Annotated in this window: 15 protein-coding genes; all 15 read left to right on the top strand. The window is 61.9% G+C overall.

Features of this window, described 5'->3' with window-relative positions:
* Positions 1 to 39: 39 nt before the first annotated feature.
* The 15 genes from ACVWWD_RS28575 (at position 40) to ACVWWD_RS28505 (ending at position 11,785) form a co-directional block, all read left to right on the top strand.
* Positions 40 to 318: a DNA -binding domain-containing protein gene (locus ACVWWD_RS28575; protein WP_457103657.1), complete on the top strand. Its 279-nt coding sequence runs from the start codon at positions 40 to 42 to the stop codon at positions 316 to 318.
* Positions 319 to 497: 179 nt separating this feature from the next.
* Complete coding sequence (locus tag ACVWWD_RS28570) at positions 498 to 665, top strand: transcriptional regulator domain-containing protein (RefSeq protein ID WP_457103603.1); 168 nt, start codon at positions 498 to 500, stop codon at positions 663 to 665.
* Between the two features lie 52 nt (positions 666 to 717).
* On the top strand, positions 718 to 1,245 hold the full coding sequence (locus tag ACVWWD_RS28565) for a DUF2285 domain-containing protein (RefSeq protein WP_457103656.1): 528 nt from the start codon (positions 718 to 720) through the stop codon (positions 1,243 to 1,245).
* A 132-nt stretch (positions 1,246 to 1,377) separates the two neighbouring features.
* On the top strand, positions 1,378 to 1,668 hold the full coding sequence (locus tag ACVWWD_RS28560) for a helix-turn-helix transcriptional regulator (RefSeq protein ID WP_457103602.1): 291 nt from the start codon (positions 1,378 to 1,380) through the stop codon (positions 1,666 to 1,668).
* An 18-nt stretch (positions 1,669 to 1,686) separates the two neighbouring features.
* Positions 1,687 to 2,559, top strand: coding sequence for a replication initiator protein A (locus ACVWWD_RS28555; protein ID WP_457103601.1), 873 nt, complete (start codon positions 1,687 to 1,689; stop codon positions 2,557 to 2,559).
* A gap of 319 nt (positions 2,560 to 2,878) precedes the next feature.
* Positions 2,879 to 3,343, top strand: coding sequence for a DUF2840 domain-containing protein (locus ACVWWD_RS28550; protein ID WP_457103600.1), 465 nt, complete (start codon positions 2,879 to 2,881; stop codon positions 3,341 to 3,343).
* A complete protein-coding gene (locus tag ACVWWD_RS28545; protein ID WP_457103599.1) occupies positions 3,340 to 3,897 on the top strand; it encodes a S26 family signal peptidase in 558 nt (185 codons plus the stop codon). The genes ACVWWD_RS28550 and ACVWWD_RS28545 overlap by 4 nt, the downstream gene beginning before the upstream one ends.
* A 45-nt stretch (positions 3,898 to 3,942) precedes the next feature.
* On the top strand, positions 3,943 to 4,269 hold the full coding sequence (locus ACVWWD_RS28540; RefSeq protein ID WP_457103598.1) for a DUF736 domain-containing protein: 327 nt from the start codon (positions 3,943 to 3,945) through the stop codon (positions 4,267 to 4,269).
* 4 nt (positions 4,270 to 4,273) lie between these two features.
* Positions 4,274 to 5,362 carry a lytic transglycosylase domain-containing protein gene (locus tag ACVWWD_RS28535; protein ID WP_457103597.1) on the top strand — a complete coding sequence of 363 codons (1,089 nt, stop codon included), beginning with the start codon at positions 4,274 to 4,276 and terminating at the stop codon, positions 5,360 to 5,362.
* Positions 5,363 to 5,609: 247 nt separating this feature from the next.
* On the top strand, positions 5,610 to 7,349 hold the full coding sequence (locus tag ACVWWD_RS28530; protein ID WP_457103655.1) for a relaxase/mobilization nuclease domain-containing protein: 1,740 nt from the start codon (positions 5,610 to 5,612) through the stop codon (positions 7,347 to 7,349).
* 176 nt (positions 7,350 to 7,525) lie between these two features.
* A complete protein-coding gene (locus ACVWWD_RS28525) occupies positions 7,526 to 9,523 on the top strand; it encodes a conjugal transfer protein TraG (protein WP_457103596.1) in 1,998 nt (665 codons plus the stop codon).
* A gap of 54 nt (positions 9,524 to 9,577) precedes the next feature.
* Positions 9,578 to 9,979 (top strand): CopG family transcriptional regulator, encoded by a 402-nt coding sequence (locus ACVWWD_RS28520; protein ID WP_457103595.1) that lies wholly within the window; start codon positions 9,578 to 9,580, stop codon positions 9,977 to 9,979.
* A 213-nt stretch (positions 9,980 to 10,192) separates the two neighbouring features.
* A complete protein-coding gene (gene trbB / locus ACVWWD_RS28515; protein ID WP_457103654.1) occupies positions 10,193 to 11,191 on the top strand; it encodes a P-type conjugative transfer ATPase TrbB in 999 nt (332 codons plus the stop codon).
* Positions 11,192 to 11,240: 49 nt separating this feature from the next.
* Positions 11,241 to 11,504: a TrbC/VirB2 family protein gene (locus tag ACVWWD_RS28510; RefSeq protein WP_245276638.1), complete on the top strand. Its 264-nt coding sequence runs from the start codon at positions 11,241 to 11,243 to the stop codon at positions 11,502 to 11,504.
* Positions 11,504 to 11,785 carry a VirB3 family type IV secretion system protein gene (locus ACVWWD_RS28505; protein WP_457103594.1) on the top strand — a complete coding sequence of 94 codons (282 nt, stop codon included), beginning with the start codon at positions 11,504 to 11,506 and terminating at the stop codon, positions 11,783 to 11,785. Before ACVWWD_RS28510 ends, ACVWWD_RS28505 begins: the two co-directional genes overlap by 1 nt.
* The last annotated feature ends 7 nt before the right edge of the window (positions 11,786 to 11,792 follow it).

The raw sequence follows: 11,792 nt of genomic DNA, 5'->3' as shown, positions 1-11,792 counted from the left end.
GAATGCAGCCACTTGTGCTTCGACGACTTTTGGTGGGCCGTGCTTAAACCACTCCTTGATCCCGATGTCGCCGACGTCGCGCCGGATGCGCCAGTCCTGACAGGCTATGACGAGGAGCGATTGCTCACCTATATCCGCCTGCTCGACGCCGCGGCCGAAGATGCGGATTGGCGTGAGGTCGCCAAGATCGTTCTACATATTGATCCTCAGCAAGAACCGGAACGCGCATTCAGGTCGTGGGAGACGCATCTTGCCCGCGCCCGGTGGATGACGACGAACGGCTATCGATATCTCCTGGCGGGCGGTGCCCCGCACTAAGTGCTGCTCGCGATTCGCCACGCTTTGCTGAATCAGCACAGCGGTTTGCCGACTCTCCAACTACCCAACGTCTGTATCGGCCTGGATGCTGATTGCAACGCCTACGGCCCGATGCGGGCATTGGGAGAGGAGTTGGCGCATTGCAAGGCGATTGGACCGACCCGGAAGCCTACGCGTACATGCGCGACTACGAAGCTGCGGAGTTCGCTGCCGAGTATCTGATACGGAACGACGACTTTGTTGCTGAGTGCGGCCAGCTTTCGTCACATCTCGCAGGTTCCGCGGAACCTTTTGGTCCGCCCGACTTCATCGCTCGTTGGGGCGCGCGATTTCGCAGTCACCGGTGACGAACGTCCGTTAGCTGAGAACGTCGTCTGGACGGAACAGGCCTCGCCGCGCGTGCTGAGGGCCACGCAAATCCGCTCGTCAGTCAGCCCTTCGCACCAGACTGTTCAACTTTCCCGACTCAGCAGCGCCGCAGTTTGGAAAGCCGACGAGCTGCATATTCTTTGGCCGGCATCGACCGGAACAGAAAATCTCGTCACTGACATCCGAAGCGGTGCAGTCAACGCCATCGTCCTGCCACTCGATGCGGCATTCGAGACACGGCTCGACGCGGCGCGCCGGTTCTGGCGCGCACTCAACAGCCGGCCATTTGGTCCGTTCTATGGCGCGCTACCGAAGCAAACCAAGGCGAGGCACACTCTCAATCTGCGCGCTCATGACGCCCGTCGCGCGGGCGCCGCCTATCGTGAGATCGCTGAGGTATTGTTGTCACGCGAGCCGATCGCGCCTCGAGACTGGCGCGATCATCATCTCCGGCACCAAGTTCGGGCGATCCTGCGAAGGGCCGATCGTCTTGTAGCCGGTGGCTACCGCGGCCTTCTCTTCTACCCACACAGCCGCAGTCGAAAATCCGATCGCTGAATCCCATCTTCGGGGTAGCAAAAACGCACCCTCCGATCTTTGCCCTCCCTCGCTTTTTCTCATTTCGACCATCGTCCGTTTCGCGCGTCCCGGCAGGCCAGGATGACAGCAAAACCGAACGGAGATCGAGCGATGTCGAAGGGTCCCGCGGACGCGCCCCAAAAATACTTGCGAACGAAGGAGGCCGCACCAATCGTCGGCCTTTGCGCTCGCACGCTGGAAAAGCACCGGACGTATGGCACCGGACCAAAATACCGAAAAATCGGTGGTCGCGTCCTCTATGACATCGACGATCTGCACGCCTGGATCGAGCTTGGTGCGCGCACGTCCACCAGCGATGCCAACGCGACCTTTGTTCCGCCTGCCAAGCCGCATGCCGCCCGCGCGCCGGCCTATGCCGGCCGGCGCCATCGCGTCTCCTGATACTGGGGGGCAAAGAAAATGCAGCTCCGCTCGACCGATCATGGCCAGCTTGATCTGTTTCACGCACGCGCCAGTGTCGTCACGCCGCGCGATGCGCAGGATCTCATGTCTTGGCCGTTCTTCTCACTGGCCAAATCCCGCCGTGTGACACCGATCGACTTTCGCATGGGCGAGGTTTCGATACGCGTCGAGGCGACAGTCGAACATGGCATGGCGACGATCTGGGACGCCGACATCCTGATCTGGGCAGCCAGTCAGATCGTCGATGCACGTGACAAAGGCCTTCGCACGTCGCGTCTGATGGCCGCCACCCCCTACGAGATCCTTGCCTTCATCGAGCGGGGCGATTCCGCCAATAGCTACGACAGACTGAAGGCCGCGCTGGACCGCCTGCAATCGACGACGGTTGCCACTTCCATCCGCCAGTCATCCGAGCGGCGGCGACATCGGTTCTCCTGGATCAACGAATGGAAGGAACGGATTGACACCAATGGACGCCCACTTGGAATCGAACTTATCCTGCCGGACTGGTTCTATGCCGGCGTTATCGACGATGCCCTGATTCTCACCATCGACCGGCAATATTTCGGCCTGACGGGTGGCTTGGAACGCTGGCTCTATCGCATCGTGCGAAAGCACGGTGGCCGCCAGACCTATGGTTGGAGTTTCGATCTTCGCCATCTCCATGTGAAGTCGGGAAGCCTGTCACCGTTCAAGCGTTTCACCTTCGACCTGCGCGAGATCGTCCGTCGCCAGCCGCTGCCCGGCTACCGCCTGGCGCTGAGCATCGATCCCGATGGGCGCTCGCGGCTGACCTTCCAACCCAGTCCAATCGGTTGCTTCAGGAGTGAACTCGCAACGCGCGGTCGCACAATCAAGGCTGTGAAATGACTGTGGACAGGCCCGTGCTATCAGGAACCGCAACTCCCGTGCCATCGGGAACCGGATTCCCGTGCTATCAGGAACCGGAATCAGGCTCAAGTCATTGCCGCGATTGCCGAACCGGCCGTTCTAACGTTTCTAACTGTGAATCCTTCGGATTCTTTCTAACGGAAGGCGTTCATCCACCAGGCTGTGCACGACAGCGGAACCATGATCTTTCGGCCAGGCCGAGAATAATCGATGTCCGTCGTTCTTCGTGGAGCACGGCTGATTTCACCGCCTCCGGTTTCGCCACGCTGACTGTTGACCTCCGGTCACCGGGGCCAGCATGAGCAATCTCACGCACGTCGAACTGGTGTGGCTCAAGAAGCGGATCGAGAACTACATCCGGTTCGGCAAGGTTGCTTCCAACAGGAACATCGACCGTAGCCGTCGTGTCGTCTCCTTCACGCCAGGCAGCATCTTCGCCTTCATTCGCTGGACCGCGAACGACTTCGGCACGATCGCTTCCCGCATCGATATCCTACGCGCTGCTGCAAGCGGCGAGCGCCGCTCGACTGTCGCCTATGTGCGTCCCGGCGCCGACATACTGCTCACCGCTATCGGATGGCCGAATGTCGAGAAGGTGCTGAAGATCATCGAGGCCATCGAAGCGATCGGCATCGATCCCATTGATGTGTCGCCGGACTACTGGCGGCATGCCCACAGCCGGCTCGCCGCGCGCGAAGCGCCCAGGCCCTATACTCGCCAGCGCCACGAGGCATGGCTCCTCCGCCGCCGAGTTGATCCATGAGCAGGCGCGCAACGATCGTGGTCGCGATGCTCGGCGGCGCGGTCCTCGCCGCCGCGCCGGCATGGATCGACCATCGACCGCAGCTCATCTGGAATGCGTCAGCGAGCGTCCCCGTCGGGCTCTACCACGTTGAGCCGGTCGACCGGATCGGCGTTTCGGATATCGCCGTCGTCATGCCGCCCGAACCGCTGGCGGACTTCCTTGCTGAACGCGGATATCTGCCGAACAACGTGCCGCTTCTGAAGCGCGTGCTGGCGCTTGGCGAGGGGACGGTCTGTAGGCAAGGCATAGCCATCATCGCCTACGGCGTGACCATTGGACTTACGCGTGAGCGTGACAGTCGCGGCCGAACATTGCCTGTCTGGCAGGGCTGCCGCGTCATCGCCCGCGACGAAGTCTTCCTCATGAACTGGGATGCAGCTGACAGCTTTGACAGCCGGTATTTCGGCCCACTCCCGTTCAATTCAATCATCGGCCGCGCAGTCCCGATCTGGACCTACGACCGCACTTTTCCGGCGCCGGATGCCGACAAACCGGTCCCTGACGAGCCGTGACACCTCGTACCAACCCTCATCAACGCTCATGAAAGGAGCACCGCAATGGCCCAGATCGGCATCTTCACCCGCAACGATGACGGCTTCTTCGGCAACATCTCGACGCTGACGCTCGACGCGAAACTCACCATCCTGCCTGTCGAGAAATCGGATGCGGAGAATGCTCCCGACCATCGCGTCTTCTGCGAAGGCATGGAGATCGGCGCGGCATGGGATCGCACCGGCGAGAAAGCCGGCAACTATCTCTCGGTCTCTATCGATGATCCGTCGTTCTCGCAGCCGATCCGTACCAATCTGTTCCAGTCCGATGCCGAGAAGAACGTCTGGCACCTGCACTGGAACCGGCAGTCTAAGCGCGCCGAGCGAGGCTGATCGGATGATCCGATTGCGTTTCAGCGCGCCTTCTGCGCCAAACCCTCTGATCGATCGGGCGCCGTTCAAACCCTTCGACCCGATCGCCTGTCAGGCGGCCAACGCGCGCAGCGAAGGTCAAGGGCGGCCGGACGCTTGCCCGACTTTCAGGACTTTCATGGCGCCGCAGGTTGCGGCAAGCAGGTTTGGCCGGCGAAGCCTTGCCCTTGACGGGAACGAGCACGGTGGCAGGCCGCAGGCGCGTCGGGATCGGGGTGCATGTGATTTTATCTGCCGAGGCATTGCAGCACTGTCTGCAAGCGTCATGATCGCTTTCCCAGCGTCTACTGTCTGTGCGGAGCCTTCCGCGCATCGTGAGCGGCCGACGCACGTCAGCAGCGCCATGTCGTCTTCTGATCCTTGGTCGGCGGACTTCCGGGACGCTGCCGAACGCTTTGCCATTCCCGAGCGGTTGCTGCGCGCCGTCATGCATGTCGAGAGTGTTGGTGACATTCATGCGGTGTCGAGCAAGGGCGCGATGGGCTTGATGCAGATCATGCCGGCGACATGGAAGGAACTGCGCACCAGGTACCGCCTCGGTGACGATCCTTATCAGCCGCGCGACAACATCTTTGCAGGTGCAGCGTATCTGCGCGAGATGCTCGACCGCTTCGGTCGCAACGGCTTCCTCGCTGCTTACAATGCCGGTCCTGGGCGATACGAAGAGCTTCTTGTTACCGGCCGGCCGCTGCCGCGCGAGACTATCGACTACGTCAGGAAACTGGCGCCTCTGATCAATGGTTCGGTTCCCATTCCGATGAGCGCACGTCAAGGAGCGCGCAGGTCGAGCGCACTCGAAGCGCCAATTTTCGCGCACTTCGTGAACACACGGAATAGCTCGGCTCCGCAGGGTGAGCGCGGGACGAATGTTCCCGTAGAGACCGTCTTCACGGCGATCCGTACACCCAGCGTGCGAACACCGGTGGACAAAGCGGTCACCGATCTTACGGCGCTCGTACCGCAACCGGACGGCTCGCGCAGTGAAGGCGCATCAGTTCCGAATCCCGCTATTCGTAGTCCGTTTGTGCAGACCTCCGCCGCGACTCCACAATGATCTCAGCATTCCTGGTCAATCGCATTCCGACCTGTTCCGTCGCGGAAATTGCGGCGGGAGGGTTGGTCGTGAGAGAGGACGAAGAGGGATGGCAGGATAAAGGGCCGCGATGTGCGGCTAGGTCGGTTGGTTGTTTTTCTTATGGTTTTTGTCTCGCTTTGCGATGTGCTCGCGCAATTTGCGATGTGCACGCTCGCTGCTTTCTCAAGATTTACAATGGAAATCGCACCTCGCGGGCTCAGCGCCTATGAATCGTGACGATAGTTTTCGTGTGCGCCCTGGCCGTATCCGCTCCCGCGCCGGCCAGCGCGCTCGCCCGTTCATATTCCAGGCGCTCGCAGCGGCACAGCGAGCGGGCGGTCATATCTCGCGAAAAGGCCGGATCACCTCCCCAAGCGCCTCGACGTTCGGTCGCGGCAGATCGGCAAGTATCCGCGCAAATCGCCTCATCACCGGCCGCTCACGCAGTGCCGTCGTAAAGGCACGCGTCGTTCGTCAATTCAGAAGCTCGGCGCCGTTCGCTGCTCATCTCAAATACCTTCGTCGCGAAGGCGTGACACGCGACGGCGAGAAGGCGACGATGTTTGGTCCTGACACGGACGAGGCCCCTCACGACGTCTTTGCAGATCGGTGCAAGGAGGACCGGCACCATTTCCGTTTCATCGTATCGCCCGACGACGCCCACGAGTTGGGCGACCTCAAAGGCTTTGCCCGAGACCTGATGATAGACATGGAGCGCGATCTCGGCACGAAGCTCGATTGGATCGGCGTTGACCATTGGAACACCGAACATCCGCACGTTCATATTCTTGTGCGCGGCGTTTCCGACGATGGCGAGAACCTTGTCATCTCACGCGACTACATCCGCCAAGGCATGCGCGACCGCGCAAGTGACATCCTCACCCAGACACTCGGGCTACGCACCGACCACGACATCCGTCGGACCATCGAGCAGCAGATCGACACCGAGCGCTGGACGCAACTCGACCGTCAGCTCGTTCGCGACGCAGATCGCCATGGCATCATCGATCTCGCACTTCACCCTGATAGCCAGCCGGACGAATTTATGACGCTCAAGGTAGGGCGGCTCCGCAGGCTTGAAAGCCTCGGCCTCGGCAGCGAGGTCGGCCCGGGCCAATGGATCATGGCGGATGAAGCCGAACCCACCTTGCGCGCGATTGGTGAGCGCGGCGACATCATCAAGCGCATGCATCGCAGCCTAACCGGCCATGGCATCCACAAAGGCACAGCCGATTATGTCCTTGCAGCTGAGCAGATCGACAAACCTATCATCGGTCGGCTGTTGGAGCGGGGGCTCGACGATGAGCTACAGGGCTCGGCTTATGCCATCGTGGACGGTATAGACGGTCGTGCCCATCACATCCGGTTTCAAGATCTAGACGCTACCGGCGATTCCGCCCAGGGCTCGATCGTCGAGCTTCGTCGCTACGAGGATGCGAAGGGCCGCGGCCGCGTTGCACTCGCCGTCCGCTCCGACCCTTCGATTGAAGAACAAATCCATGGCCATGGCGCGACCTGGCTCGACCGTCAGCTTGTCGCCCGTGCTCCCTTCGAAGTTGGGGAGGGCGGCTTCGGCAGGGAAGTGAAGCAGGCGCTAACGGATCGCGCCGATCACCTTATTGAGCAGGGCCTCGCACGGCGCGAAGATCAACGCATCGTCTTCGGTCGCAATCTGATCGACACGCTACGCGACCGTGAGGTGGACGCCTTCGGCGCTCAGCTCGCTGCCAAGATCCGCCTGCCGTTCACGAAGGCTTCGGAAGGCGACCAAATAGCTGGCATCTACCGACAACGTTTCTCGCTCGCCTCCGGCCGCTTCGCGATGATCGACGATGGGCTCGGTTTCAAGCTCGTGCCATGGGCGCCATCGCTCGACAAGCAACTAGGCAGCCTTGTCACGGGTGTTGCCCGTTTCAAGGATGGCGTCGATTGGAATTTCGGAAGGAGGCGAGGAATCGGGCTTTGAGCGATCCCGAGTGGAGGTTTGGTAGAGATTTGGAACCCACTCTGAACGGCATACCTTAGGCAAGTCTTTGTACGTCAGCACTCGACCAGTTGCCTTGATCGCCCATCTCTTCTTGCGTGCGCGAGGTCCCAACATTCTCTATCCGCTCCTGACCGTTCAGCCCCGGAGACGAAAACATGCCGGCAACCAAGATATTGTGGGGTCAAGTCCTCACCGTCCTTCTGATCGTGCTCGCCACCACTTGGTGCGCGACGCAGTGGACGGCATGGCGGCTCGGCTTCCAATCGCAACTCGGCTCGCCATGGTTCGAACTTGCCGGCCAGTCCGTCTATCCGCCTCCCGCATTTTTCTGGTGGTGGTTTTTCTACGACGCCTATGCGCCAGAGATTTTCCTGGAGGGTGCGCTGGTCGCGGTGAGTGGCAGCTTCATTGCGATCGCTGTGGCCATCGGGATGTCGGTGTGGCGGGCACGGGAGGCGAAGAACGCAGCCACCTATGGTTCGGCACGCTGGGCGACGCGCAGGGAGATCCAATCCGAGGGCATGGTCGGTCCGGATGGCGTTGTGCTTGGAAAACTCGACCTCGACTATCTCCGTCACGACGGTCCTGAACACGTTCTGTGCTTCGCGCCGACCCGAAGCGGCAAGGGTGTCGGCCTCGTCGTTCCGTCCCTGCTGACCTGGCCGGGCTCGGCGATCGTCCACGACATCAAGGGTGAGAACTGGGAACTGACGGCCGGATGGCGGTCGCGCTTTGGCCGCGTGCTGCTGTTCGATCCGACCAATCCCGCATCGGCTGCCTACAATCCCCTGCTGGAAGTCCGGCGAGGCGAATGGGAAGTGCGAGATGTGCAGAACGTGGCCGACGTGCTCGTTGATCCCGAGGGGTCGTTGGAACGCCGGAACCATTGGGAAAAGACCAGCCACGCGCTGCTGGTCGGCGCCATCCTGCATGTTCTCTATGCAGAGAAGGACAAGACACTCGCCGGCGTTGCGAACTTCCTCTCCGATCCGCAACGGGCGATCGAAACGACATTGCGCACCATGATGCTGACGCGGCACATGGGTGAGGGCGGCCCGCATTCGGTCGTGGCATCGGCGGCGCGAGAACTGCTTAACAAGTCGGAGAACGAGCGCTCTGGCGTGCTGTCCACTGCCATGAGTTTCCTGGGTCTCTACCGCGATCCGGTTGTGGCCAAGGTGACGTCTCGTTGCGATTGGCGGATCGCTGACCTTGTCGAGGGCGTACGGCCGACGACACTCTATCTGGTCGTGCCGCCGTCAGACATCAGTCGCACAAAACCGCTCATCCGCCTCGTGCTTAACCAGATCGGCCGCAGATTGACGGAGGATCTCCATGCGAAGGATCGACGGCAGCGTCTGTTGATGATGCTCGACGAGTTCCCGGCGCTCGGGCGACTTGATTTCTTCGAAAGCGCGCTGGCCTTCATGGCCGGCTACGGCATCAAGTCTTTCCTGATCGCGCAGTCGCTCAACCAGATTGAAAAGGCCTATGGGCCGAACAATTCCATCCTCGATAATTGTCATGTGCGGGTGAGCTTTGCCACCAATGACGAACGAACGGCCAAGCGCGTGTCGGACTCGCTGGGAACAGGAACCGAGATGCGAGCCATGAAGAACTATGCCGGGCACAGGTTGTCGCCCTGGCTTGGACATCTGATGGTGTCGCGGCAGGAGACGGCGCGCGCGCTCATGACGCCAGGCGAGATCATGCAACTTCCGCCGACTGACGCCATCGTCTTGGTGTCAGGCCTGTTCCCGATCCGGGCGAAGAAGGCGCGGTACTTCGCCGATCCGCGCCTTGCCGAGCGTGTCCTGCCGCCGCCCAAGCCTGGAGAGAGCAAGAAAACGTCTCGACCCGACGATTGGACTCGCGCAACAGTGCCCTCGGCATCGGAAGGCATTTCTCTGCAATCGAAGCCCTCCATGGGTCTACAGGACGAGGATCCGGCAAATGGCGGCATACGCCGCCAGCCCGAGATTCCCGAACATGAGGACATCGCGCCGGAGCGAACAACACAGCGCGACGATGAGTTCGACCTTGACCGGGACGAACCTGACGACGACGCTGTCCGTCGGCGCTCGGTCGACCAGGTCATGCGGCGCGCCGCACGGCAGGCCGCCCTTGATCCCAACGACGGCATTGAGCTTTGAGCCGTGAAGAACGCCAAGAAAAAACGTCTCTCGGCCTATCTCGATCCGGACGTGATGAACGCGCTCGCCGACTACGCCGCGCGGCGCGACGTCTCACTGTCGCTGATCGCCGAGGCTGCAATCGCCTCCTTGCTTTCGCCGGACGCCGACGAGCGAAAGGAAGCGGCAATCACCCGCCGCCTCGACCAGATCGACCGGCGCGTGCAGCGCGTCGAGCGCGACGTCGGCATCGCCATCGAGACGCTGGCGCTATTCGTCCGCTTCTGGCTCACCTCAACTCCGGCTTTGCCGGAATCCGCCCAGGCCGAAGCTCGCGCGAAGGGCCTGCAGCGCTACGATGGTTTTGTCGACGCGCTCGGTCGCAGGCTGAGCAAAGGACCAAAGCTCCGGCAGGAAATCGCCGAGGACGTGCCCGCGGTACCACCGGCCGACGCGGATGATTTGCCTGCGGGTTAGGCCTGAGCCGAGCTCACCATTTCCGCCGCACCGCATTTCGCAAGTCTCTGCACGTCGCATCACGATCGCCGGTTTTGCCTGTTGCAAGGCCGATAGTCCTGCCTCTTCTAATCATCCCCGACCGCGGCACCAACCAGCTCGCCGCGGGGAATGGGGAGCATCGTGGCAACCAATCATCACCCTGGCAGGGAAGCGGTATTCCGCGGCGCGCGCATGCTGCGCACGGCGCTTGGTCCAGCTATCGCCGGCTTCCTTGAAGATCCAGATATCGTCGAGGTGATGCTCAACCCGGACGGGCGGCTCTGGGTCGACCGGTTGAAGGAAGGGCTTGTCGCTACCGACGAAGTCCTAATTCCAGCTGATGGCGAACGGATTGTCCGCCTGGTCGCGCACCATGTCGGCGCAGAAGTGCATTCCGGCAGCCCGCGTGTATCTGCCGAACTGCCGGAGACCGGGGAGCGTTTCGAGGGCTTGTTGCCGCCTGTTGTCGCGGCGCCGACCTTTGCCATCCGCAAGCCGGCCGTCGCTGTGTTTACGCTCGAAGATTATGTCGCGGCCGGCGTCGTGACCGAAGCCCAAGCCGACGTGCTGCGGCTTGCGGTCGAAAGGCGGAAGAACGTGCTCGTCGCCGGCGGCACGTCGACCGGCAAAACCACGCTGGTCAACGCACTTTTGGCAGAGGTGGCTAAAACCGCCGATCGCGTCGTGCTGATCGAGGACACGCGCGAGCTGCAATGCGCCGCCCCGAACCTCGTGGCGCTGCGCACCAAGGATGGCGTCGCCTCGCTTTCCGATCTGGTGAAGTCGTCGCTGCGTCTGCGTCCCGACCGCATCCCGATCGGCGAAGTACGCGGTGCGGAAGCACTTGACCTGTTGAAGGCCTGGGGCACCGGCCACCCCGGCGGCATCGGCACCATCCACGCCAGTTCCGCCCTTGGCGCACTGCGTCGACTTGAGCAGCTCGTGCAGGAGGCTGTCGTCACGGTCCCCCGTGCGCTCATTGCCGAGACGATCGACATCGTTGCCGTGCTCGCCGGCCGAGGCTCGTCCCGCCGGCTCATTGAGATTGCGCTCGTCGATGGGCTCGATCCCGCCACCGGCGACTACCGCACGCTCGAGGCGAAGCTCGAGACAACACCGACCTCGAATCCCCAATCTCTCATGGAGCCTCAGAATGAATCCGATCCGCTTCACTTCGTCATCTATCCGTAAGCTCGGTGCGGTGCTGCCGCTGGCCACGGCGACTGCCGCGGTCGCGGCCATGATGATCGCGCCCGCTCACGCGGCCGGTTCTTCCATGCCGTGGGAGCAGCCGCTTCAACAAATCCTCGAATCTGTCGAGGGACCGGTCGCCAAGATCGTGGCGGTGATCATCATCATCGTCACCGGGTTATCGCTTGCCTTCGGTGACACCTCGGGCGGATTCCGCCGGCTGATCCAGATCGTGTTCGGACTGTCGATCGCCTTCGCCGCCAGCTCGTTTTTCCTGTCGTTCTTCTCGTTCGGCGGCGGGGCGCTGATCTGATGGCGGGCTCCCTGCTGGAAGACGAAGAAGTCCGTGGCTTTTTCGCGCCGGTGCACCGGGCGCTCATTGAACCGATCCTGCTCGGCGGTGCGCCACGCGCGGTCGCCATCGCCAACGGCACGCTGGCCGGCGCGGTTGGGCTTGGCCTCCGCCTCTGGATCGCAGGTCTCGTCATCTGGGCGATTGGCCATTTCGCGGCTGTCTGGGCAGCCAAGCGCGATGCGCAGTTCATCGACGTGGTTCGTCGCCACCTGCGCTATCCCGCACATTTTGGCTGCTGAGAGGTTT

The organism is Mesorhizobium sp. URHB0026 (genome assembly GCF_054059755.1).
Note: the sequence above shows the minus strand (reverse complement) of the source record. Positions and strands in the feature narration are given on the sequence as shown.

Excerpts from the sequence above, each read along its gene's own strand:
- ACVWWD_RS28570 (WP_457103603.1), top strand. The coding sequence starts at position 498 with ATGCGCGACTACGAAGCTGCGGAGTTCGCTGCCGAGTATCTGATACGG.
- ACVWWD_RS28560 (WP_457103602.1), top strand. The coding sequence starts at position 1,378 with ATGTCGAAGGGTCCCGCGGACGCGCCCCAAAAATACTTGCGAACGAAG.
- ACVWWD_RS28555 (WP_457103601.1), top strand. The coding sequence starts at position 1,687 with ATGCAGCTCCGCTCGACCGATCATGGCCAGCTTGATCTGTTTCACGCA.
- ACVWWD_RS28550 (WP_457103600.1), top strand. The coding sequence starts at position 2,879 with ATGAGCAATCTCACGCACGTCGAACTGGTGTGGCTCAAGAAGCGGATC.
- ACVWWD_RS28545 (WP_457103599.1), top strand. The coding sequence starts at position 3,340 with ATGAGCAGGCGCGCAACGATCGTGGTCGCGATGCTCGGCGGCGCGGTC.
- ACVWWD_RS28540 (WP_457103598.1), top strand. The coding sequence starts at position 3,943 with ATGGCCCAGATCGGCATCTTCACCCGCAACGATGACGGCTTCTTCGGC.
- ACVWWD_RS28535 (WP_457103597.1), top strand. The coding sequence starts at position 4,274 with ATGATCCGATTGCGTTTCAGCGCGCCTTCTGCGCCAAACCCTCTGATC.
- ACVWWD_RS28530 (WP_457103655.1), top strand. The coding sequence starts at position 5,610 with ATGAATCGTGACGATAGTTTTCGTGTGCGCCCTGGCCGTATCCGCTCC.
- ACVWWD_RS28525 (WP_457103596.1), top strand. The coding sequence starts at position 7,526 with ATGCCGGCAACCAAGATATTGTGGGGTCAAGTCCTCACCGTCCTTCTG.
- ACVWWD_RS28520 (WP_457103595.1), top strand. The coding sequence starts at position 9,578 with ATGAACGCGCTCGCCGACTACGCCGCGCGGCGCGACGTCTCACTGTCG.
- trbB (WP_457103654.1), top strand. The coding sequence starts at position 10,193 with ATGCTGCGCACGGCGCTTGGTCCAGCTATCGCCGGCTTCCTTGAAGAT.
- ACVWWD_RS28510 (WP_245276638.1), top strand. The coding sequence starts at position 11,241 with ATGATGATCGCGCCCGCTCACGCGGCCGGTTCTTCCATGCCGTGGGAG.
- ACVWWD_RS28505 (WP_457103594.1), top strand. The coding sequence starts at position 11,504 with ATGGCGGGCTCCCTGCTGGAAGACGAAGAAGTCCGTGGCTTTTTCGCG.